The sequence below is a fragment of the Phormidium tenue FACHB-1050 genome (genome assembly GCF_014696925.1).
Lineage (GTDB): Bacteria > Cyanobacteriota > Cyanobacteriia > Pseudanabaenales > Pseudanabaenaceae > Pseudanabaena.
This window is the reverse complement of sequence record NZ_JACJQY010000007.1, coordinates 127,335-149,685: the sequence shown is the minus strand read 5'-3', so window position 1 is coordinate 149,685 and position 22,351 is coordinate 127,335. Positions and strand designations below refer to the sequence as shown.

Here is a 22,351-nt window from a genome sequence, read left to right as displayed (position 1 = left end):
TGTTTGCCTAATATATCATTCACATTGCATAGGTTCGACCAATATCACTATTTATTTACTGAAAACTGAAACAGTGATCGCCCAATGCTTACTTCAAAAAACAGCCCAGCCACTCAATCAAGAAATGCACCTGCTTATCCCCAGGCAGAAGAGCCAGACTCGTGATCTTAATTCTCCCCTTCTCGAAAGAGAAACGATAATAGAACTCAATTGGGATCTTGGCATGAAGCAACTCCCAAAGCGAATCCGTAAGCTTTGATTCTAGAATCAGATCGCGCCCGTCCTCTGAAGCATAAATGCGAAACACCCCAACCTTACGCGCCACCAACTTCAATTCCATCACCCTAAGCAATACCTGAGTTTCTTCAGGCAAAGCCCCATACAGACCCTCCCAAACCGCAGCCAACTTGAGAATCTCCTCCTTCGACTTCACCTTCGCCAACGTCAAATAAGCATTAATCTTCGTCTCATTGTCCTCTATGTAACTATCAGGAATAAAAGCCACCAAACGCGGCAACTGAAGCTCAGTATCAGCAACTTCAGGTAGAATCTTTCCCCGCAACTCATTAATATATTCCTGAAGCAAATCCATGTATAGCGCAAAGCCAATCACATCTGCCTGACCCGACTGCTCCTCACCCAAGAGATCCCCCAATCCCCGAATCTCCATATCGCGCATCGCTAGTTGATAACCCGAACCAAGCTGACTAAATTCCTGAATCGCATCCAGTCTCCTCTTCGCTGAATCTGTCAATTCAAGATTAGGCGGATACAGCAAATAAGCATGAGCCTGAATCCCCGCCCGACCAACCCGACCGCGTAATTGATACAATTGCGCCAAACCCAACTTATGAGCATCCTCAATCACAATCGTATTCACACGCGGAATATCCAAACCCGACTCAATAATCGTCGTACAGAGGAGAATATCCGCCTCATTGTTATTAAAAGCAACCATCGCCGCCTCTAACTCTGACTCCAGCATCTGTCCATGCGCGATCGCTAATCTCACATTCGGCAACATCGCTTGCAAAGAAACAGCGATCGCCTCAATCCCCTCAATGCGCGGCACAACATAAAACACCTGACCACCACGGTCTAATTCATGACGAATCGCCGTTTTCACCAGTGATGCATCATAGGCAGACAAATGAGTTTGAATCGATCGCCTTGAGGGAGGAGGAGTGGCAATCACACTCATTTCCCGCACCCCAGAAAGAGCCGCATAGAGAGTACGCGGAATCGGCGTTGCGCTTAAAGTCAATAAATCCACATTCCCCTTCATCGTCTTGATTTTCTCCTTCTGCAAAGTGCCAAAGCGTTGCTCCTCATCAATGACTAATAAGCCCAAATCGTGAAACTCGACATCCTTAGACAACAGTTGATGCGTACCGACAATGACTTGAACTTTTCCATCCGCAACCTGTTGCAAAACCTGCTTGCGCTCCTTCGTAGGGCGAAACCGATTCACGATATCCACAGTGAAAGGATAAGCCGCAAACCGAGTTTGGAGCGTATGAAAATGCTGTTGCGCCAGAATCGTCGTCGGAGCTAATAAAGCCACTTGTTTACCCGCACAAACTGCCTTAAAAATAGCCCTCACCGCCACCTCTGTTTTACCAAAGCCAACATCACCACAAACCAGCCGATCCATCGGGCGATCGCTCTCCATGTCTTGCTTGACATCTTGAACAGCTTTGACCTGATCGGGTGTGAGTTGATAGGGAAAAGAATCCTCCATCTCCTGTTGCCAATCTGTATCAGGTGGAAAAGCATAGCCAACTAAATTGGCACGGCGGACATAGAGTTGCAGTAAATCCCTTGCTAACTTGTAAATCTCCTTTTGGCATTTGCTTAGAGCGTTATCCCAGCCCTTTGTATTTGTGATACTGCTTAACTTAGGAGGCTTATTAGAAGCACTGCGATAGCGGGAGAGGATCTTCTCATTTTCTGGCGCGATCGCCACCGCAGTTTTACCATCGGCAAACTCAACAATGTAATGAGGTTGTTTTTCTCCCTTCACTTCAATGGTTTCAAAGCGTGTAAACTTGCCAATTCCATATTTACGATGCACGACATAATCGCCAACATTTAGCTCGTCAGGATTAACTGACTTAGCCGTATTCATCCGTGAGGGATGCACAAAGGTTGGCGATGCTAATAATTGCTGTCCAAATAATTCGCGATCGGTCAAAAGCGCCAACTTGCAACTAGGCAAAACAAAACCTTGCATCTCCGTCAGTCCCGAATATTTCAAAATCACTGGTTTTCCAGCTTTCTGAATTCGCGCAATTGACTGTAAATCATCAGGATTACTGACAAAATTAGCAATGCAGTCATACTCCTTGAGCAAAGTTGGCACGCGCAAAGGTTGTGCCGAAATCAGCGTGACTTGATATTCCGAGTTGAGATATTCACGAATCAGCGCGGCAATCTGGTCAAACTGATGGGGAATTATCGGAATAGAAGTACTCGCAAAATCAAAAATATTGGCTTTGGGTTTAAGCGATCGCTCACTAAGTTGAAGCATCTGAAACTTCTTCGCCTCAGTCATGTACTTAGCAAAGTCCCAATGCAGTTTCGGTGTATCTGTTTGCGATTGATTTTGATAAAGTTCTTCCGCAGCTTCGTACCAACGATCGCTATAGCTCTGACATTGTTCGGGTTCATCAATAGCGACGATAAAGTTTTTGGGTAAGTAATTCAGTAATGTGGCTCTATGAGATGAGTTAAACTCATGTAAATCGACAGTGGCGATCGCGATGCTGGATAGGTCAGTGAAGCTTTTGGGATTAGTGGGGTCAAATTCTCTGATTTTCTCGACAGTGCCACGATTGCAGCTTAGGCGTACTGGTAGATTTCGATTAACGGGAAAAACCTCAAAACTAAATCCTTTGTGGCTCCATTGTTTTGATTCTTTTACTTCTTTGACTTCTGCATATCCCAATCTTGCCAGAGACGCAGCAAGTAATTTAACCGATTGCGAATCACCGATATTGAGATAGATGCTATATTTTTGGAAGGATTGAGTGGATGGTAGATGGGGCTGGAGCGCGTTAATGGTGGTAGCGATCGCTAAATTAGGCTGTGGTTTGGCAAGCAATTCCGCTAATATCTCAATCCTTGTCCAAGCAGTTTCTAAATCGATTTGGGCTGATTCGTAGGAAAATGTATCAAGGGGAGGATATAGATAGACTCGCCATGACATTGACTGGAGTTGTAAAGCCCATCGGGTTGCTTCTTCAACGGTGGCGGTGACGATGAGTAATGGTTTAGCTTGTTGTTGACATAGGTGGGTGCTAATCAGTCCTTTGCCTAAGCGTGATAGTCCTGATAGGGATATGCTTTTGGCTGTTTTGAGCTTGTCGCCTATTTTTGTGGCGATAGGCGATCGGGCTATATTCTCAAGGACTGATGTGAAGGTCATGGGTATAGTCATGAACAGACTAATTCAGGTTCATTGATAAGGCGTAATAGCTTGACAGGTTCGATTGTTTCCATAGCAAAGGTATCGCCTTTTTTATCGGTAAAGTCGATTAGGAATGCTTTGTTATCAAAGGATATTAAAACTGTTCCCATTTGTCCTCGTCGCAGTAGGATTTGCTTATGAGTGACTTTATGAGTAGCGATCGCATCTTCGGTTAAAGCAACAAGGTCATATTCATGGATGTCGTTCATAGTTGTTTTTCTAATCAATAGGCTAATTTCATTGGCTATGATTTGGAGATTGTGGATCATGCTTATTGTAGCAAGGTTGTTATAGGCGATCGCACAAGGTTAAGTTGTCATAGAACGAGAATACCCGTAGATATGCCTAGGTTTTTTGTAAGTGCTGCATTAAATGGTTGTACTATAGCTCTAGGCAAAGTGATTAAGATATAATGCTTAAAATAATCTAACTGAATGATGAATTTTCTGACTGACTCTACTGATATAAATAGACTTCATTTATCCTCAAAGATTAATATAGAGAAACGTAGTCAATTGGGACAGTTTTTAACACCTGCTCCAATTGCTCGTTTTATGGCAAGGCAATTTAATAATCTATCAGGACATATTAGTTTACTTGATGCAGGTGCAGGTGTTGGAGCATTAAGTGCTGCTTTTGTAGAACAATTGTTAGTTAGCACTAATCCGATAGAAAGCTGTTTTATAACTGCCTATGAGATTGAGCCAAGCTTTATTCCATCCTTAAAACAGCAATTGATCGAATGCTGTGTTGCTTTAGAACACAAAGGAATTAAATCTGGTTATTGCTTATATGAAAAGAACTTTATAGAAGATTCTGCTCAAATAAATTCACCACTTCTGACTAAATTTAAAAGCTTATTTAGTCATGTAATTCTAAATCCACCTTACAAAAAAATCAACAGTCAATCATCTGAAAAAAAAGCTCTCTTAAATCTTGGCATTGATACGGTTAATCTTTACAGTGCTTTTGTCTGGATTGCGATGTTGCAACTTGCAGAAAATGGAGAGATGGTTGCTATTACCCCAAGAAGTTTTTGTAATGGGATGTATTTTCGTCCTTTTCGTAAAGCGCTTTTACAAGATATGGGGATTCACAAAATCCATATTTTTAAGAGTCGTTCAACTGCTTTTATCGATGACGATGTATTGCAAGAAAATATTGTTTTTCAGGCTGTCAAAACAAAACTTAAACCTAATTTTATAGAAGTTACTAATCATACTGGAAATACTTTAGATGAATTTTCAGAAATAAGGAAAGCTCCCTACGATCAAGTAATTGATATAAACGATTGTGAGCAGTTTATTCACATCATCACTAACTCTCTAGAAGATGCATTAAGAATACAAATGCACAAAATGCCCTGTACTTTAAACGAACTTGGTTTAGATATATCAACTGGTCCAATTGTTGATTTTCGGCTCAAGGCTCATTTAAGAAGTTACTTAGATCATAAAAATATACCTCTACTCTATCCAGAATCCATCAAAACAGGAGTTGTTAACTTTCCTCCCAAAAATCCTCGGAAAGCGATCGCAATCGAACATAATTCTGCAACCCAGCAATGGTTAATCCCCAAAGGGTGGTACGTTATGACCAAGCGATTTTCAGCAAAAGAAGAAAAACGTCGCGTTACGGCTGCGGTTTGTCCTCCTATGGATGAACCGTTATTGGGTATAGAAAACCATCTTAACTACTTTCATGCTAAAGGGAAAAGCTTGCACCCTGATCTCGCAAGAGGTTTAACAGCTTTTCTCAATTCAACATTATTTGACAATTATTTTCGTCAATTTAGTGGTCATACACAAATCAACGCCACAGATTTGCGTAGAATGAAATATCCTTGTAAAAATACTTTGATGTCTTTAGGGAATCAAATTGATGACTCCATACTCGATCAAAAATCTCTCGATAATCTTGTCCATAAAACTCTGTCAATTATGAGCGAAGTAACTAACGCAATCCAAGCTAGTCAGCGCATTGAAGAAGCTCTTGCTATTCTCAAAAATATCTCTGCACCTAAAGAACAGCAAAATGAACGCTCAGCGCTTTGCTTGCTGGCATTGGCAAATATTCGTCCCGATCATCTTTGGAGTCAAGCGACAGCCCCAAGCCGCAGAATTACCGAAATGATGGATTGGTTTCGTGATTACTACGGTAAACAATATGCACCTAATACAAGGGAAACAGTAAGAAGACAAACGATGCATCAATTTGTACAAATGGGACTAGTAATAGAGAATCCAGATCGTCCAGACAGACCAATTAATAGTCCTAAGTGGTGTTATCAACTTCATCCACAAGCTCTTTATCTTTTACAATCGTATGGTTCTGAGCAGTGGGAAGAATCTCGGCAGAATTATGCTATTTCAGTCAGAAATATATTGCAGGATAAGGAACGAAATATATCGATGATTCCAGTTACATTACCTGATGGCAGCTCAATTCAGCTTTCGGCAGGCGGACAAAATTTATTAATAAAAAACATCTTAGAAGAGTTCTGCCCTAGATTTACACCGAAAGGAATCGTTTTATACGTTGGTGATGCGGGAGAGAAATTTATTGTTAATGCGACTCAAAGATTTAAAGAACTTGGTATCGAACTCGATCCCCACGGTAAAATACCAGACTTGGTAGTGCATTATGAAGATAAGGGCTGGCTTGTATTAATAGAAGCTGTAACTAGTCACGGTGCTGTTAATCTAAAGCGTCGCAATGAATTAAAGCAAATTTTTCATTCCAGCCGAGCTGGATTAGTTTTTGTTACCGCATTCCCAAGCCGAAAAGAAATGACAAAATATCTAGCCGAAATTTCTTGGGAAACGGAAGTTTGGGTAGCTGATCAGCCAGACCATATGATTCATTTCAACGGAGAAAGGTTTCTTGGTCCCTATGAATAACAGACAGCATTCAAAGCAGGGATTAATCCGCGCATCACCGCAACCTGCATCGCCTTAGCCTTCCGCACCGAGCCATGACGATAAACCTGCATTAACTCATTCAGCTTCTTAACTTCCTGTGCATTAAGCAATCCTTCACTATTTCGATCTTGTAAATCACTAAAAAGCCTTTGCTGATGTCCACCCATTTGCAAATTACAAAGAGCCACAACCTGTTCATCAGGCAAAGTATCTATGGGAATCTCATTAATAGTGCGATCGATCCATTCGATCAGCATTTCTTCAATCCCCTGACGATTGAGCGCAGCAATTTCCTTAACTTTTTTAACCAAAGGTTCGGGAAGTTCTAAGGTGATCGACTCAGACATATTGCCTCGTAGACAACACTAAATTTTGATTGATTAAGTACAGTATAATCCTATCGAATCTCTATGCTTATCAAGACAACTTTTTAGGACTAGGCTTAGCCACTTTACCCGATCGCTTTAGCTTACGCTGAGAAGTTTTCTTCTCCTTCCCAGTAGCAACCTTACCCAAATTCGGCTTAGCCGCCTCATCCAGATCACCAAACTTCTTCGACCACCACCTCTCCTGAGAAGACCAGAAAAAGACCACATCCGCATGATCCTTGCGTTGACGCGCCTGAACATCGGTACACTTCAACATCACCTTCTCCACACCATCTTTATGGTAGGGAAACTTAGCTAAAGGCTTGCCACAGACAGGACAAGCAAAACTAGTCACCTCCGCTGTCACTGCATTCTCACCCTTCGGTTGAGGAATCTCCCATTGATTACGGCGATCACTCCAAAACATCACCAGATTCTCACAGCCATGCTCACATTTGAGAAAATGCCCACCACTCACCTTTTTAGAAGGAATCTTACTGAGAGGATGGCTACAAGTAGGACAAGCCACATCTGAAAGCTCATTTTTACGATTACTTGGCTGTAAATCTGCACCGAGATTCGTATAAGCACGCGCCAACATCGGCTGAAAATAAGACTGATGCCAACCAATTAAATAGCTTTGCCACTCCAATTTACCCACCGAGATTTCATCCAAAGTCGTCTCCATCCCTGCGGTAAAATCGGCTCTGAGCAAGTCAGGGAAAGTTTTATGCAACACATCATCCGTAGACATCCCCAAAGCCGAAGGTTCCAGCACCTTACCATTGAGTAACACATAGGTGCGATCCTTCAGCGTCTTGACGATCGCCGCAAACGTACTCGGTCTACCCACACCCTGACGTTCCAGTACCTGCACTAACTTCGCCTCGCTATACCTAGCAGGAGGTTGAGTTTGTTTCTGCGTAAAACCAGCATTCGCCAAAGCTAAAGTCTGACCGCTCGTTAAAGCAGGAATATGTTTATCCTTACTCAAATCATTCCAATAGCGCGTATAACCCGCAAAGGTGAGAATACTGCCCCTAGTCTGCCAGAGCGTCGAACCAGCCTGAATAATCACCCGACTTTTTTGAATCAAAGCATTCGCACATTGAGAAGCCACGGCTCTGCGCCAGATTAACTCATACAGTTGATGCTGTTTGGCACTGAGATGGTCTCTCACCGTTTTCGGAGTAATACTCAAATAGGTAGGACGAATTGCTTCATGGGCTGATTGAGCATTCGCCTGTTCGCGATGACGAGTAGTTTTCTTAGGGACATTATCAGGATCGTGTTTCGATAGCCATTCCTTCACCTCCGCACAAAACTCAGGCGCGAGACTAGTGCTATCAGTGCGGTGATAGGTAATCAAACCCTTACGTCCGTTCGGCAAATCCACACCCTCAAACAACTCTTGAGCCACCTTCATCGTCTCTTCAGGCGATAGCCCTAATCTCACGGAAGCTGCTTGCTGAAGCGAACTGGTGATGAAAGGCGGTAACGGTGATTTCTGAGCAGTGACACCCGTAGCTTCACGAACGACATGGGGATGATTACGGGCAACTTGAATAATTCTTGTAGCTTCCGCTTCCGACAATACCCGTTTTGACTCAACTATAGATTCCGTATTCACTTCCGCCGCATCATCGGTGACATCCTGATCGTCAAGTACAGGCTCAATCTCACTACTACCCGCATAGAAAGCCGTGAATCCTTCAGCATATTCCGTCCATACCGACCAGTAAGTAATCGGCACAAAGGCATTAATCTCCCGTTCACGCTGACAGACAATATGCAAAGCCACCGACTGCACCCGACCTGCCGAGCTACCGCCACTAGTACGACGCACAAGTGGAGAAACCTTAAACCCAATCAACCGATCCAAACATTGTCTAGCGCGTTGCGCCGAAATCAAGTTTAAATCTAACTGATGAGCATTAGCGATCGCCGCCTTAACCGCCGTAGGCGTAATCTGGTTATAGACAGCGCGTTTAGGATTACGCAACTTGAGTTGCTGTTGTAAATGCCAAGCAATCCCCTCACCCTCGCGATCTCCGTCGGTAGCAAGCACCACTTCTGAAGCATTCTTAACAGCAGCGCGAAGTTTAGCGACGACCTGTTGTCCTTTGCCTTCAGTCAATTGGTAACGACATTCAATTTTGTTGGTATCTTTGTGCATGGTAAAGCCCAAGCTATCTTCACCATCTTTGGCTAGTTCCGTAAAGTGACCAAAGGAAGCTTCCACTTGCCATTCACTGCCAAGGATTGCTTGGATGGTTTTGCACTTGGATGGAGATTCAACGAGTAACAGCTTTTTCATGTTTTTGTACCTATGTAAACTTTACCACCAAACAGACTTACTTATGATTTTCAATAGGTTTAGATTGTTGTACGTTTAACATCTTCACAGCCCTAGCAATATTTGCGGCATCAAGATCGGTAACATGGGACTCTAAGACTTTCCCCTGCGACTCCACAAGGATCGGATTAACAGGACGATCTTTTGCCTTTAATGTCATTGTATCCGAGGCTTTTTCGAGACGGAACTTGTAATTCCCCTTGCCATCAGGACGCTCAAAGATAAGATTATTACCATCATCTTTGCCTTTTACTTGCAACAGTTCGCGACAATCCCGCGCCAGTTTCAGATCTCGCTCTGCATCGGTAACTTGATTAGGAGAACTGGGAATATCAGCAGTTTCAACAGATTCAGACTTACTGTCTGAGCTATCCCTACGCAGATTACTCAAACTATCAAACATTGTTAGAGCCAAATTCTGAATCTGCGTTGCATAATTGCTTTGGTTCTGGTCTTGAGTAACAGTATTTACCTGTTGAGCGTCAGCAGCACCCGAATTAGGATCGCTACCTTTGTTCCGCACCTGAGATGGTTGCCACTCTTCATCAAATACATCATCTTTATCGATCATCGTTAAATCCCTCAAAGTAGCAGAAGACATTTCTCGTTCAGCGATCGCTAAAATATGGACGCTATGCAGTTCCACAACTTGGTTAAACACAGCCATAAACTGATCCATATTCAGATCTGGATTCGCAGTAATCATCGCCTTTTCCTAACGCTCTAAATCAGGGCTGGATTGTTCTAGCATCGGCTGAGGCGAATTCATCCGTTTAAATGCTTGCTGGAAGTTGTTTAAATCAGTTGGAGTCATCGCATTAAGAGAAATTTGACCTTCAGTAGTCCGCAAAATATCTTCGCCAGTATGGTTATTGACAATCGCAATATCACCATCCTGATTCCTTTGAAAATCATAATACCCACCCTTGAAAGACTCCTGACCAGTCTCATTGAGAACATTTTCAACCACCACCACACCCCTAGCCCCAGCAGGAGCTAGATCTCCCAGCTTATCGATCGCCGCGAGATAACCCTGATTCTGAGTCAAACTTGCCATATCCACAGTGGTTGTTTTGAAAGCAGTTTTAGTAAAGTCAATCTGTTGATTAACAGTAGTCCGATCCTCCGTAAACACAGCCCGATCGCTTTGCAGTTCAAACTTAGCGATCGCCTCACCATCAAGGTTAGAAATCTCATAAAGATTGTCCTGAGATTGAATGCGATAATTTTCTGCCTCATACTTGCCATTGACACCCAATTTTGTAACTAGGGCAACCGACACCGCCGCCATCACCTGTTGTCTGAAGTCATCAAACGACAGAGGATTAGAACGTCCCAACTCATCGCGGTCACTGATACCATCGCCATCGGTATCAATGCTGCGAGGATTGAGTCCCATCCGCAGTTCATCCACATCAGTAATCCCATCCCCATCCAAATCGCGACGCAGTAGCTCTGCTAACTCTATTTTCGGGAGTTCTCGCCAATCCACATCGATATAGTTCTGTTGCACAGGAACTGGCAATGGTGACTGCGATGATTGAGGAAGTGGCGGCAGATTACTACCAGATAGCGGTGATGGCTGAATGGGTGAGTTTGGTAACATCGCCAAATCAGGATCGCCTTTATCGCGAGGATTACTCAAGGTGACAGTCAAAGACTGTGAATTCTCAGACTTAGCCGAGCGATCTGGTGCAGCCTGATATCTGCGCCACCAATCATCCGCGATATCCTGATCCCATTGCCGAGATACCCGATCCCATTCCGCATCACTGAATCCCGATGATGGAGACTCAGAATGTTGTTTATTGCCCTCAGAATTGGGCAATAGCTCTTCCTGCTTGGCTAGCAATTGCCTCAGCAGTTCCGCCAGAGCTTCAATCGTAGTTTGAGCGATCGCCAATTGCTGAGCATTAGCCTGAGACGCTTCCGATGACTGAATAAAAACCATAATTTACCTCTATAAACCTTCAGCCCAAGCAGGGACAGTGGACTTGAGGGCATTAGGAGCATCTTTCGCTGGCAAAGGAAAATGCTCTTGAAAGTAATCCTTACGGGAAGCGATCGCCGCATCCGTAATTGGTACTTGATGTCCTTGCTGCACTAATTTAAGCTTCAGTGCATCCCATTTGGATTTACTCTTGTCTGCCCTTTCTGCATCAACTTTAGGGATTTTGATATTGCAACGCCGAGGCACATTCGCTTCTTTCTTAGAGCTATAGCCTGGGGAAATGAGAACACAATTACCTTGCGGTAACTTCAGAAAATCCTCTGGAGCAAATAGTTTGCGTGTACGTTCTTGCTCCGAGGTACTGGTGCTAGTCCTACCACCACCAGAACTACGGGATTTGGACTTGTACTTCAAATGCTCATCACCAAGGTAATCAGAGAAAATCTTCGCTGATTCAGGTTCAAGTGGATTAAAAATCGCCTTAGTCGCACAGCCGCCAAAGATTGCCCTTGATACCTCCTTGCCATAGGTTTCTTCGAGCTGCACTAAATTCTGAAAACCCAACATACAGGACAAGCCATCCTCACGGTGAACGTTCAGCCATTGAACAAGGCTCGGCAAATAAAGCGTTGGCAACTCATCGATCGCCACTAGCAGAGGATCTTCACGCTTAGCGGACACCACATTACGGGTAACAATCATATGCAACACCGTCGCCAATAATGGTGCAACCACATCCTGTTTTTCGCGCTTCATACCGATAATCAGCAATTGCTTGCCTCTCAACTGCAAAGGAATCGTCGTCTTGCCACAGAACACACTGAGGATATCAGGGGACATAAACCGACTGAAGAGAATACTTGCCGTCGAGATTACAGAAGCAACAGTTTTCTCAGAATCCGCCATCGAAATCAACTGCCCAAAGCTAGTTTCCACCCAAGTTGGTAAGTTCGCATTCTGGACTCTGGCAGGAAGATTATTCGCGCCTAATGCTTTGGCACAGAAAATAATATCAGGATAGGGAGTTGTCTTGGCAAGCAGCAGCACTGCTTGAATTAGCTGGTCGCCACTGTTAGTAAAGAAAGGATCTTCATTACCTTTACCGCCTGATTTGAAGTTGCGATTCAGGACGATCGCTACCTGTCGCGCCATATCCACATCCGCAGCATCACGAATGAAATCGAGGGGATTACAGATGCCACTTTCAGGAAAGCTAGGGGCAAAAATGCTGACTTGATAACCCGCCGCCGCCGCCACTCCTGCAATCCGTGAGGACTGTTCAGCATATTTGTAATCGTAGAGAATAATCGGAAACCCCTGATCGATCGCACTGCGAATCGCAGGATCGATCACGCCATAGGTTTTACCCGAACCCGTACCACCGAGTACGGCAATGCCACGATTAGCATCGGGCAGCCAGATCGTCCGATCCGCTTGCGATACCTGAATGACTTTTGGCTTTTGTCCCGCAACAGGTGCTTCATGATTGGGTGTCGCCACCCCTGGACGAGAAATCAATTCGGGTGGAAAAATCAATTTAGGCTTAACGATAAACAGAGACAGCTTATTGCGTTCGCGGCGATTAATCTGTTCCTTCGCCTTTTTCCTTGCCGCCGCAATCTCCGCACCGTTCGCCCAGTGAGCATTAGCCAACTTATTTTTACTATTGCCACCACCGCTCATGCTCAAGAAAACCATACCGATCGCACAAGCGGCAATAATTCCACCTGTGGGTGTGAATAGCTGATGAGCAATGGCAGCGAATTCAGGAGGCAAACCATTGGCTGAAGACTTCTTCTCTGCTGAGGTCGCAGAACTGTCAATCTCTTGAGAATGCGAGATCTCTACTGGAACTAGGCAAGTGATTAAAATAGCGATCGCCAGCAAAAAGAGTCTCTTGGGGAGGTTCTTTTGACTAAACCAAAACATTAGAAAATTCATGGCAATCTATTTGCTGAAAGGTTTGCTAATGGAAATAGATGAATTAACCGCCGCGTTACTAGGAACAGCATAGGGAATCGCACTTTTTTCTTGAAGAACAACCAAGGGCAATGGCGGCGTAATGTAGGGAGTACAACCTAAATCCACAAACCATGACCGCTGACACCAACGAAACCTCAGACCGAGGGTAATTGTGCCTGATGCCTCATCTAGAGATTCAATAGTGACGCGAAAAGCATCGCCAAAGGGGTGATTGCCTGCGGGTCCGCGATTACCAAATAGACCACCTAGAAAGCCATAGCCATCGGGGACTTGCTGCGATGCAGTCATCCATTGTTTGCCAGTATAGTAACCACCTGCAAAGTCTGTAACCTCAATATGAGGACAATCAGTATTGCCATCACAACCCACCGCTTGAAATCCAGACTCGGTAACGCCACCACTAATCGGATTAATCCGATTCTTCTCCCTATTGCCAAGGGCAATATCCACCATGCCAAACCTGACATTGGGCAGTAATGAGGGAGCATTAGGAAATTGGGAAAGACTGAGTTTACCTAAACCCGTAGCATTCAAATCCGATAAAACCACGCCCGAAGCACCTTGAATATTGCCTAAAGGCAATTGAGCAAATCCCGCAATCGATTCGAGGCTATAGCTATTCAGCCGATCGCCGAGACTGCCCAAGGATAAATTGCCAAGATCGGGGAAAGTATTGACTAACTGCCCCACAGTCATACCAGACATTTCACCACTCAGATTGGCGAGATTGGCAGATCCAGATTTCTGAGTAACCAGATCGAGAATGGGTTGGACTTGGCTCATAGACCGATCGCGAAGATCTGGCAGCGACTGCAACAAACTATTAATCGTCTGCTGGGAGGTCAGTTCGCCCAGTTGACCAAGACTGACATTGCTCAGTGAAACACCAGCACGACTAGCGATCGCCTGTAAGCTCATTTGCTCCAGCCCCAGAGACTGAAGCGAACCTACTGTAAGGTAGCGATCTGGGCTGACGAAACTACCGATCGCCAGATTGGTTAGTGCCGATGGAGAAAGTAGTTGCGATAGCTGTTGCTGCAATTGGGCGGTAACTTGAATTTTGGGTAAATTCTCGAAACTGATTTGCGTAAAATCAGGAATCATCATCGATTGAGCCTTCCCAATCGGCTGGGTGGACATGGGCAAAGATTGAGCCGTAGCAAAATCAGCATTGAAAATAGCGATCGCCGTAGAGGAGATCGCTAACGCCGTTATTTGGATGATACGTTTATACAACATGATTAGAAATCCAACGAGGTTTTATTCGTTTGAGCAGGGGTATTCGGTGTAAGCGGAGCAAGTCGAGGGATTTGAGCATCGGGAACGACTTCCAAAATGCTGTAGGCAGGAGTGGGGACATTCAGGACTAATTGAAACTGATAGAGATTTCTCAGCCCCCCTGCACCTGTAGTGATCACAGTTAGGGATGTGAGATCGCCTCTTGCCGAAGCAGGTAAATTCATATCCAAATCAATCGGTTGAGCGAGTTGCCGCAGATTAATTACCGTTGCCCCGCAATTGCTGTCTTTTGCACCGTCCTTACAGAGGGGACTGTCATAGTCCATGACCACCTTAGAAGGATTGCCCAACCACACCTTTTTGATAATCTCGCCCGTCTTGATGAAGCTGATATTGAGAGACTGCATCGGCGATAGGCTAACTACCGAGGTCACGCCGTTTACACCCATCGCCTGACTGACACCAATTTGTCGCTTGGCAGGAAAGATCGTCTCGGCCTGAGCGATCGCGGGCAGAGACAAGACTAGAATAGCGACTATCCCTGAGATGGCATATTTTCGACATGGCAAAAAGTTCATAACCATAGAACTGGATCGTTGATAGAAGGTTGGTATTAGCTAGAAAGTCACAGTTTGATTGACAAACACTTGCAGTTCCTTACCTGCGGGGATAAAGAAGACATTGGGACGTGTTTTAATCTCCTCGATCGCCTGTTGACTGCGACGATTCAAGGTTTCCGAGAGAACGCCAAAGCCACCACTAATCGCCGCACCGAGATAGTTGGGGGGTGGTGCAGTACTGACCGTGGCACTACCGCCAATGGACGAGATGCTACTGGTAGTTGTGGGACTATTGGTAAGTTTGCCAACTTCCGCTAAGGCTGAAGTAATAAAGGTGGCTGCATCCATACCGCTAATTTCTGACCCGCGATCAAAGTACTTGTCCGCGACTAAAGGCGAACCTTCTGCACCACGCAAGGTAATCGCATTAGGTGGTGGAATCAACTCGCGACCATCGATCGCTATACCCACCACATCTAATTCAGCTAGTCCTGACTTGGCCTCAAGGGGACGCGCAGTGACAATTAAAACTGCATCCGCAGGAATTACAGGCTTACCATCCGCTGTCGTGATTGGTTCTTGGAGAGTGACAATGAATTTAGGAATGAGTCTCGGGTTATTACCCATAATCCGACTGCCATCGGTGGAAAACACAACTGATGTTTTCAATGCGGCTTTAGCTGTTGTCCCAACCAGCAAAGTATTAGCAGGTGTAGCCTTTGGCAAAGATTTTTCCGCTTGAGCGAGATAGTTGGTAAGCGAATTTACAGGAGGCTTCTCAATCGTAGGGATTGAAGAATTATTCACGGTAGTGGGGCTGACCGCGATCGCTTTCGGCATTTCCGTAGGCGCAGCCAGATTGCCATAACTGCCAATACTTGCCAGTCTCTGCCATTCATCGGCGGGATTTTTAGATTCAGGGGTACTAGCCGAAAAGTTCCGTGGAGGAAGCATCACAGGGGTTGGCTGTGACATCACTTGTCGCATCGGTATTGGCTCAAGGGGCGGAGCCGATAGATTTCTCACGGGTGAGACTGGAGGTAATTCAGTCTGCTTTGCAGCATTGGTTTCTGATAGCGCTTTAGGAGCAACTTTAGAATCTGACTTTGGTGAATTCGTTGGACTTAGTGTTTTCAACTTGCCACCCGAAAGCTGACTGCCTAAAGCTAAATCAGTCTTGAACTTGGCAATTTCCGCATCCTTCGGATCGACCATTGGGTTCAGGAAAAGCTGCTGGTCATCACTGGTAACTGTTAATTGCTTCGCATTAGATGGCGACATGATGCTATTCATGAATAGCCCCACTAGCAGAAATCCTAGAGAACCGACCCCACCAACCAAAGCAATCTTAGAAAAAGGACTACCAACAATACCCCTAATTGTCCGATGTTGCTCTGGATCTGGGGCTTCACTGAAATCATCAATTGCCAAGCCCACATCATGGTTAACATCGGGTTGAAACCCAGTTAACCGAGCAAAGTCAATTTCATCAGTTACGCTTACTGATTGTGGTTCTTGAACTTCGGTAATCATCACAACTCCTTCAAGTATCGACAGAGAAAAGTTATTTCAAATCATTTCGGGTGAGATCTCGCATGGCATAGATTTCTAGTCCAGAGGATTTCACTTTGAAAATGGCTTGCTCCAGAGGTGAAGCATCGGCTTTCAGATTCGGCACATCGATCGCCTGAATAAAGATTTCCTTGTTAAAGGGAACCGATTCACCTACTTGATTGAGGGGACTAAAAGTAACCAGATTTGCCACGAAATTAACTTTCCATTTCCCTTTTTCAATCTCTTCAGGAGCCGTAATCGTCTGCGGCACTAAAATTACCTTGCTACCACCTGAAAATACTTCTGTTGGTGTGAGTTCGGCGATCGAGGAGAGCAATCCTTTACGGAAGTCTTCGGAAAAAGCAAAGCTGGCTTGCCATGCAGTGGTAGTGATTTTCTTTTTCAAGCCCTTGTCCGCCGTAACTTCCACACCAGTATCTAAAAGTGGCTTCCCATTTTGACTAGCATCAGAGGGCAGTTCTCCTGTCCATGTCATCAGTGCCATCACCTGCTGAGTGACAAACTGCTTCACCACTTCAGGGGATCTGGTTTTATTCTCGCTGGCGATCGCCGTAATCGCTTTCCCGCCCGACAACTGTACGAGCGTAGGTGGTTTCTGGGAAGTAAGGGAGGCATATGCCCCAATCAGCGCCATCAGTCCTAAGCTATTGAGCGCCGATAAGCCAAGGATGCCGAACAAAATCGATACCACCAATACGTCTTTAGGAGTTTTGGCTTTACCACGGTGGGATAGACCAGCAGGAATAAAGCGATGGAAAGCATTAGTTTCATCTGTTTCTGGTTTTGTTTCTGTATTCACTTCTGGATTTGGATATGAGTTCATGGGAATTACCTAGAGATGCGTAGACCGATATTTAAACCTGCGGAAGCGGCTGCGCTTGCCGCCGAGAGAATGGCGCTAAAGATTGCCATGCCACCACCTGCCGATAGGGATAGCGCCAGAATTGGTGCAAGGAGTCCAAGGGTGATGGCAATAGAGAGCGTATCCAGTTGTGCGGAAGCGGCGATCGCTGTGGCGGCAAGTCCTGTGACAATGTTCAAGCTCAGCTTAGCCATGCCCAATGACCAGAATCCTGTCATCCATGCATAGAGTGGCTTTGCGCCAATGGGCAGTAAGGAAGCACCAACCGCCAGAGGACCAAGTAAACCTGTGAGTAAAAATCCGACCTCAATCAGAGCCTGAAAAGCGGACTGCATCGCCACCATAAAAGTCTCAATTGCCGCCAGCATGATTGACCTTGAAATCACTGTGCCGGGGAAGAGATTGGTAACAGCTTCGAGAGGGTTTTCACTTGCCTTCGCAATTTGTTTTTGTAACTTGCCAACCAGAGCCGCAGCAACCGCACCATAGTTAGATTGATAATTACCGAGCAAAGCCTGAGCTTTGGTATTCACCTCCTGTAAGCAGACTTGCATCTCTTCATTTTTGGTGAGTCCATTGCATTGCTGACGGTAAGCAATAATTTGCTCTTGAGTTACTGAGAAATCAGCTAGGGCCGATAGGGTTTTCTCTAGTTGGGCAGTTGAAGTAATTGCCCCTAAGACCGAGTTATTGGCATTGTTAATTACTGTCCGCATCCCATTGGTGAGTCCGATCAAGTTTTGACCACCATTGGTGAGCAGCACAATCACAATTACTGGCCAGATTAATTCCCCAAACTGCCGATAGCTCTGGTCATCAATCAGGTTTTTGGTGAATTGGATTGTCCATAGCAGCAGCGAAGCCACGGCAATGATTAATCCCAGATTGGTGAGTGCTTGGTAGAGAGTGCCATTGAAGGCAAGTTCCCAAGTGTTCTGCCAAGCGCCTTGCACCGCTAGCGATACCTCTTCTGAATTGTTGACAATCGCTTGAGCAATCAGCATAGGTTATCTCGCTATCTTAGAAAGGTATAGGGCATCCGTTGTTGAACTGTGGAGTTACGCTCGATCAGCCGATCTTGCCGATCGCCCTTGAGTGAGGCGTTAATCTGGTCGAGATTGAGCAAAGATGTTGCGCCCTGTTGGGTTTGTTGCACTTGCAGCGCTAACTGTTGAGCATCGATCTGAGCGCGTTGGCTATTCTGTTCCGCTACCTGTGAGTTCTGCTCCGATAGCAACCCCAGTTGATTAGCAACATTACCGACCTGACTCGCATTGTTACCAAACTGGGAAGCAATATTGGCAAGGATTGCCGAATTACCAGCATTCTGTTGCGCCACGATCTTGAGAACATCCTGTGTCGATAGGGCTGCTTGTGCTTGCTGCGACAAGCCATCTACCTGTTGGGAACGGGATAATGAGTTCTGAGCAAAGGTAACCGAGTTCGCCGCGATCTGCTGGGAGACATCAGCGATCGCTGTACTATTTTCTGCACCTGTCGCCGTATTCAAAGATAGCTGCCCGACCTTCTGGGCATTGACGAGCATATCTTCAAGGGTTTTCTTCAGCCTTGCTTGCCCCTCTTCTCCCAATACATTTTGGATCGAGGTATTCGTAATTGCCGAGGTGACGACACCTTGATTGATCAATGTGTCATTTAGCCCTGCACTGTTAAAGGTTCCCTTAATCTGGGCAAAAACAGTAGCTTCGGCTTTACTTGGATCTGGTAATCCCAGTTGCCCGATTGACTGAGTAATGGCGGCTTGTACCTGTGGTAAATATTGCCCCAGTAGTTTGTCCATCTGAGCTTTTAAGAAATCACCAGAGTTGATCGAGGTAATCAGTTGATTGACCTGTTGGATTAATCCTGTGAGTTCGGGTGGTAATGGCACTTGAGCATCCGCAGGGTGGGGACTCAGGAGCAAAATCGAACAGGTTGCGAGGCTGATGACTGAAATCTGACGGGGTTTTCGTTTGTTCATGGCGGTGTGAGGAGTTTCTAGAGATCAAGAATTAAGCAGCCAATTCGGGTAATTTCAGCTTGCGCCCATCCCTCAAGGCACTTGCCATCTCGCGTGAAAAAGCAGCTAGCCCTTTGTAGGGATCTGCCATCGCTAGCATGTAAGCGGTACGCGCTTCTTGTTCGTCGGGATTGTTTGCCACCACGCCCAGTTGGATATAGCTAGGGAAAAAGCGCACGAAGGTGTAAATACCCGCATCATCCAGCAACCATTGCGAATAGATCGCCTCGCGTTTGGGGAAGAACCGCTCCTCCGCATTCTGGGCAATCACCTCTCTGGGATATTTGAGGATGCTTACAAAACTATCTACTGCCGATGGTTGGATGCGTCCAATCAATCTGGTGGATAGGTTTTGAAGGATTTTTGGCGCAGAGGGCGATCTGGCGATCGTGTCAGGGTCTTGGGCGGAAATAATTACCTTGATTCCAGCCTTAGCTCCATTGGCACAGAGCCGCGCCACCATTTCCGAGATCGTGGGATATTCAAATAAAATCGGTGCTTCATCGATGAATAGGATGCTGGCTGGGGATGATAAAGCACGTCTCAGGGCTGCCGAATATGCCGATAAAGCTAAGATTGCCGCATCCTCAGCTTCCGATAGGTTTCGCAGGGCAAACACCAACAGTCTCGCATCGCTGCGAAAAGTGGATGGACGGGAAATGGCGCGACCAATTCTGGAGTTAAGCCAGAATCGTAGCTGAATCACAATTTGATTCGTCGCCTGATCGATCTGTTCGCTATCGGCAACATCAGATGTAATATCCGCTTTACCGATCGTCAAAAAGTAATCGAGAAAGTCCGACAGCGTGGGCATATTGCTCCATGCTTCTGTACCAAATCCATCGGCGATCGCCTTGTCATATCTGGCTTTAATTTGCTCGTCGTCAAAAAAGGCATTGACCACAGGCACTAACAAAGCCCTAATCAATTGCCGCAACTGTCTTTCTGATGAGGAGAGGTCATGCTGACTTGCCCCGAACACCATCGTCATCAATGCTGATTCCACGAAGGATTTGAAATCCCGCAGCCTTTCCTCTGCTTGCTCGGAGTCAAAGGCGCGTAAATCTGGCAGTTCCAGCAAATTCGAGGACTCTTTGCTAATGTCAAAATAGGCTCCCAGTTCACCGATGAAATGGGTATAGTCCGTAAACGTACTCGTACCATCGGGCTTGGGGAAATCTAGCGCCACAATTTGCTGTTCGTGGCAGAGGGCTTGGGATAAAACCGCCGATACCAATACCGACTTACCCGCACGGGTAGTGGCGAAGATGCCAATATTGCGATGCTTTCTTACATCGATATAAAGAGGCATCCCGCCTTCTTCCGTAATCAATTCAAAGCCAGTCTCATCAACAGATCTGGGCATCACACAACCCGTAAAAGCAACTGCTTCATCTGATAGATAGACATGACGACGGGGGAAGGGTTGAGCCAGCAGATTACCCATTGTCACGGGCAAGGTTTGTTTCCACATTAGCCACGCATATTCAGTTTCGCGTTCTACCCAAGCAGGACGTTGGAAGCAACTGCAAAAATAGCGACAAGCATCATCAAGGGCAATCAAATTAGGGCGACGGATTAAGACTGCTACAGCCACGTTAATTGGCATCGCTCCTTCATAGAGAGCTTCCTGTGCTTTGACCGCTTTTTGCTGTTTCAATGACGCATTAACATTGATGTTATTCAAGGAAGCTGATTGTTCTTGCGAGACGATGCTTTGCTTCGTAACCCGTTGCATATTTGCTTTGACAATCGTTTCATTTGCCCTTGTGAACTGACAAAACACTTCCGTATTTGCCACAGAATCGCGGGCGATCGCTTCCCAGAGATAGCGCATCTGCTTACCCTTAGATACCCAGCCTCCTGGTTTATCCATGAAGGTGAGTACGCCGATATATTCACCCTTGAGATGCACGAAACCATTGTCAGCAAAGGGAATTGAATCGGGACGCTCTAACAATAGTGTTTTTAGATGCACTTGGGTATTGATACGCTCTTCCACACCCCGCTCGGACATCACCAACAACTGCGGAATCGTAGGAGGATTGCTGCTATTAAATTGCCGCCAGAGATGCTCCCATAGTTCATGCTCAGTAAGTGGGCGCAGGTCTAAACCCATGCGATTAACCAGAATCTGTTCCCAGTTCAAGAAGCCATCGGTAAATGCCTTCGCAAAGGCTATCTCATGACGCTCCTGCTCGATTTCCTTTTCCTGACCCATCAGTTGTTGCGATAACCTCTGTATCCAAGCCAGTGCTTTTTCCAGCACATCATTACCTCCAGCCGTTGCACCTCGCAGGGTATAGGTGGCATAGAGTCTCAAGAATTTTGGTTTGCGTAGTCCTGACTTTGCTAACTCCTGCACTCTTTGCTTTTCACCCATAACCAGAAACTTGAGTTGCGGCGTATCCGCTTGTTCGTATAGTTCTTGGAGTTGTTGTTGGCGATCGCTGTCTGAGCTAACTGAACCAAAATGCACCGTCAGTTTTTCACCATCAGGAATATCCTTTAAACCTGACTGAATCGCCTCAAATAATGATGATTCCTGTTCGGTTGAGAGGGTGGTGTGAATCCCCTTGGACTCCCAACCAAATACAAACTGCAATGACTCTAGCGACGATTGACCTTGCTTGAGGACAAAGCAACTGACGGCGCGACCGCGCAGCTCGAACTTGAGCAGACATTCTACGGCAAGCTCTTTTTCAAAGTGCTTATATCGTTTTTGATTAACGCTCTGCATACTTCCTAACCTCCTGCTTACGCATCCCTCTGTACTGATAAACACCTCGCGTCCATCGCGGCACAGGGATAAATTTTGATAAAAACCGATAGGGTTTGGAACCTGTCAAGATCCACCATGTTGCATCACCCCAAGATACGATTAGCAATACCCATAACCAAGGCAGGTTCAGAACCACGTAGCAAATCATGAACAGGGTAAAGCTGATAATCGACCAAGGAATGATTAGCTCAGTGGGAAATGGTCCAATCTTGGGACTTGCACCTAGAATGGCATTAACCTTACGAAATTTGTATTCTTCTGCCAT

At 45.6% G+C, this 22,351-nt stretch carries 16 protein-coding genes; 1 reads left to right on the top strand and 15 read right to left on the bottom strand.

The genetic code is table 11. The features are described from left to right. Positions 1–88: 88 nt before the first annotated feature. The gene (gene mfd / locus H6G05_RS06855) at positions 89–3,439 is read right to left on the bottom strand and encodes a transcription-repair coupling factor (protein WP_322096331.1); all 3,351 of its coding nucleotides are present in this window, start codon (positions 3,437–3,439) and stop codon (positions 89–91) included. Then, positions 3,436–3,678 (bottom strand): DUF4926 domain-containing protein, encoded by a 243-nt coding sequence (locus H6G05_RS06850; RefSeq protein ID WP_190577451.1) that lies wholly within the window; start codon positions 3,676–3,678, stop codon positions 3,436–3,438. Before H6G05_RS06850 ends, mfd begins: the two co-directional genes overlap by 4 nt. A gap of 225 nt (positions 3,679–3,903) precedes the next feature. On the opposite strand from H6G05_RS06850, the gene H6G05_RS06845 reads away from it, so the two are divergent. Next, positions 3,904–6,369 (top strand): BsuBI/PstI family type II restriction endonuclease, encoded by a 2,466-nt coding sequence (locus H6G05_RS06845; RefSeq protein WP_190577450.1) that lies wholly within the window; start codon positions 3,904–3,906, stop codon positions 6,367–6,369. Here H6G05_RS06845 and H6G05_RS06840 read toward each other — a convergent pair. The 13 genes from H6G05_RS06840 to H6G05_RS06780 all read right to left on the bottom strand — a co-directional run bounded on the left by H6G05_RS06840 (position 6,360) and on the right by H6G05_RS06780 (position 22,351). Continuing rightward, on the bottom strand, positions 6,360–6,737 hold the full coding sequence (locus H6G05_RS06840) for a hypothetical protein (RefSeq protein WP_190577449.1): 378 nt from the start codon (positions 6,735–6,737) through the stop codon (positions 6,360–6,362). The genes H6G05_RS06845 and H6G05_RS06840 overlap by 10 nt on opposite strands. Before the next feature lie 70 nt (positions 6,738–6,807). Beyond that, positions 6,808–9,075, bottom strand: coding sequence for a type I DNA topoisomerase (gene topA, locus H6G05_RS06835; RefSeq protein WP_190577448.1), 2,268 nt, complete (start codon positions 9,073–9,075; stop codon positions 6,808–6,810). 37 nt (positions 9,076–9,112) lie between these two features. Then, the gene (locus H6G05_RS06830; RefSeq protein ID WP_190577447.1) at positions 9,113–9,820 is read right to left on the bottom strand and encodes a hypothetical protein; all 708 of its coding nucleotides are present in this window, start codon (positions 9,818–9,820) and stop codon (positions 9,113–9,115) included. A gap of 9 nt (positions 9,821–9,829) precedes the next feature. After that, the gene (locus H6G05_RS06825; protein ID WP_190577446.1) at positions 9,830–11,065 is read right to left on the bottom strand and encodes a hypothetical protein; all 1,236 of its coding nucleotides are present in this window, start codon (positions 11,063–11,065) and stop codon (positions 9,830–9,832) included. 9 nt (positions 11,066–11,074) lie between these two features. Beyond that, positions 11,075–13,006 (bottom strand): type IV secretory system conjugative DNA transfer family protein, encoded by a 1,932-nt coding sequence (locus H6G05_RS06820; RefSeq protein ID WP_190577445.1) that lies wholly within the window; start codon positions 13,004–13,006, stop codon positions 11,075–11,077. A gap of 6 nt (positions 13,007–13,012) precedes the next feature. Continuing rightward, positions 13,013–14,287, bottom strand: a complete 1,275-nt coding sequence (locus tag H6G05_RS06815) for a hypothetical protein (RefSeq protein WP_190577444.1) — start codon at positions 14,285–14,287, stop codon at positions 13,013–13,015. Positions 14,288–14,289: 2 nt separating this feature from the next. Continuing rightward, a complete protein-coding gene (locus tag H6G05_RS06810; protein WP_190577443.1) occupies positions 14,290–14,865 on the bottom strand; it encodes a hypothetical protein in 576 nt (191 codons plus the stop codon). 39 nt (positions 14,866–14,904) lie between these two features. Continuing rightward, positions 14,905–16,380, bottom strand: coding sequence for a TrbI/VirB10 family protein (locus H6G05_RS06805; protein ID WP_190577442.1), 1,476 nt, complete (start codon positions 16,378–16,380; stop codon positions 14,905–14,907). Between the two features lie 31 nt (positions 16,381–16,411). Further along, positions 16,412–17,245 carry a hypothetical protein gene (locus H6G05_RS06800; RefSeq protein WP_190577441.1) on the bottom strand — a complete coding sequence of 278 codons (834 nt, stop codon included), beginning with the start codon at positions 17,243–17,245 and terminating at the stop codon, positions 16,412–16,414. Positions 17,246–17,250: 5 nt separating this feature from the next. Continuing rightward, the gene (locus H6G05_RS06795) at positions 17,251–18,288 is read right to left on the bottom strand and encodes a hypothetical protein (RefSeq protein WP_190577440.1); all 1,038 of its coding nucleotides are present in this window, start codon (positions 18,286–18,288) and stop codon (positions 17,251–17,253) included. A gap of 11 nt (positions 18,289–18,299) precedes the next feature. Further along, a complete protein-coding gene (locus H6G05_RS06790; RefSeq protein ID WP_190577439.1) occupies positions 18,300–19,265 on the bottom strand; it encodes a hypothetical protein in 966 nt (321 codons plus the stop codon). A gap of 31 nt (positions 19,266–19,296) precedes the next feature. Beyond that, positions 19,297–22,044, bottom strand: a complete 2,748-nt coding sequence (locus H6G05_RS06785) for a hypothetical protein (RefSeq protein ID WP_190577438.1) — start codon at positions 22,042–22,044, stop codon at positions 19,297–19,299. Further along, complete coding sequence (locus H6G05_RS06780; protein ID WP_190577437.1) at positions 22,031–22,351, bottom strand: hypothetical protein; 321 nt, start codon at positions 22,349–22,351, stop codon at positions 22,031–22,033. Before H6G05_RS06780 ends, H6G05_RS06785 begins: the two co-directional genes overlap by 14 nt.

Excerpts from the sequence above, each read along its gene's own strand:
- mfd (WP_322096331.1), bottom strand. The coding sequence starts at position 3,439 with ATGACTATACCCATGACCTTCACATCAGTCCTTGAGAATATAGCCCGA.
- H6G05_RS06850 (WP_190577451.1), bottom strand. The coding sequence starts at position 3,678 with ATGAACGACATCCATGAATATGACCTTGTTGCTTTAACCGAAGATGCG.
- H6G05_RS06845 (WP_190577450.1), top strand. The coding sequence starts at position 3,904 with ATGATGAATTTTCTGACTGACTCTACTGATATAAATAGACTTCATTTA.
- H6G05_RS06840 (WP_190577449.1), bottom strand. The coding sequence starts at position 6,737 with ATGTCTGAGTCGATCACCTTAGAACTTCCCGAACCTTTGGTTAAAAAA.
- topA (WP_190577448.1), bottom strand. The coding sequence starts at position 9,075 with ATGAAAAAGCTGTTACTCGTTGAATCTCCATCCAAGTGCAAAACCATC.
- H6G05_RS06830 (WP_190577447.1), bottom strand. The coding sequence starts at position 9,820 with ATGATTACTGCGAATCCAGATCTGAATATGGATCAGTTTATGGCTGTG.
- H6G05_RS06825 (WP_190577446.1), bottom strand. The coding sequence starts at position 11,065 with ATGGTTTTTATTCAGTCATCGGAAGCGTCTCAGGCTAATGCTCAGCAA.
- H6G05_RS06820 (WP_190577445.1), bottom strand. The coding sequence starts at position 13,006 with ATGAATTTTCTAATGTTTTGGTTTAGTCAAAAGAACCTCCCCAAGAGA.
- H6G05_RS06815 (WP_190577444.1), bottom strand. The coding sequence starts at position 14,287 with ATGTTGTATAAACGTATCATCCAAATAACGGCGTTAGCGATCTCCTCT.
- H6G05_RS06810 (WP_190577443.1), bottom strand. The coding sequence starts at position 14,865 with ATGAACTTTTTGCCATGTCGAAAATATGCCATCTCAGGGATAGTCGCT.
- H6G05_RS06805 (WP_190577442.1), bottom strand. The coding sequence starts at position 16,380 with ATGATTACCGAAGTTCAAGAACCACAATCAGTAAGCGTAACTGATGAA.
- H6G05_RS06800 (WP_190577441.1), bottom strand. The coding sequence starts at position 17,245 with ATGAACTCATATCCAAATCCAGAAGTGAATACAGAAACAAAACCAGAA.
- H6G05_RS06795 (WP_190577440.1), bottom strand. The coding sequence starts at position 18,288 with ATGCTGATTGCTCAAGCGATTGTCAACAATTCAGAAGAGGTATCGCTA.
- H6G05_RS06790 (WP_190577439.1), bottom strand. The coding sequence starts at position 19,265 with ATGAACAAACGAAAACCCCGTCAGATTTCAGTCATCAGCCTCGCAACC.
- H6G05_RS06785 (WP_190577438.1), bottom strand. The coding sequence starts at position 22,044 with ATGCAGAGCGTTAATCAAAAACGATATAAGCACTTTGAAAAAGAGCTT.
- H6G05_RS06780 (WP_190577437.1), bottom strand. The coding sequence starts at position 22,351 with ATGGCAGAAGAATACAAATTTCGTAAGGTTAATGCCATTCTAGGTGCA.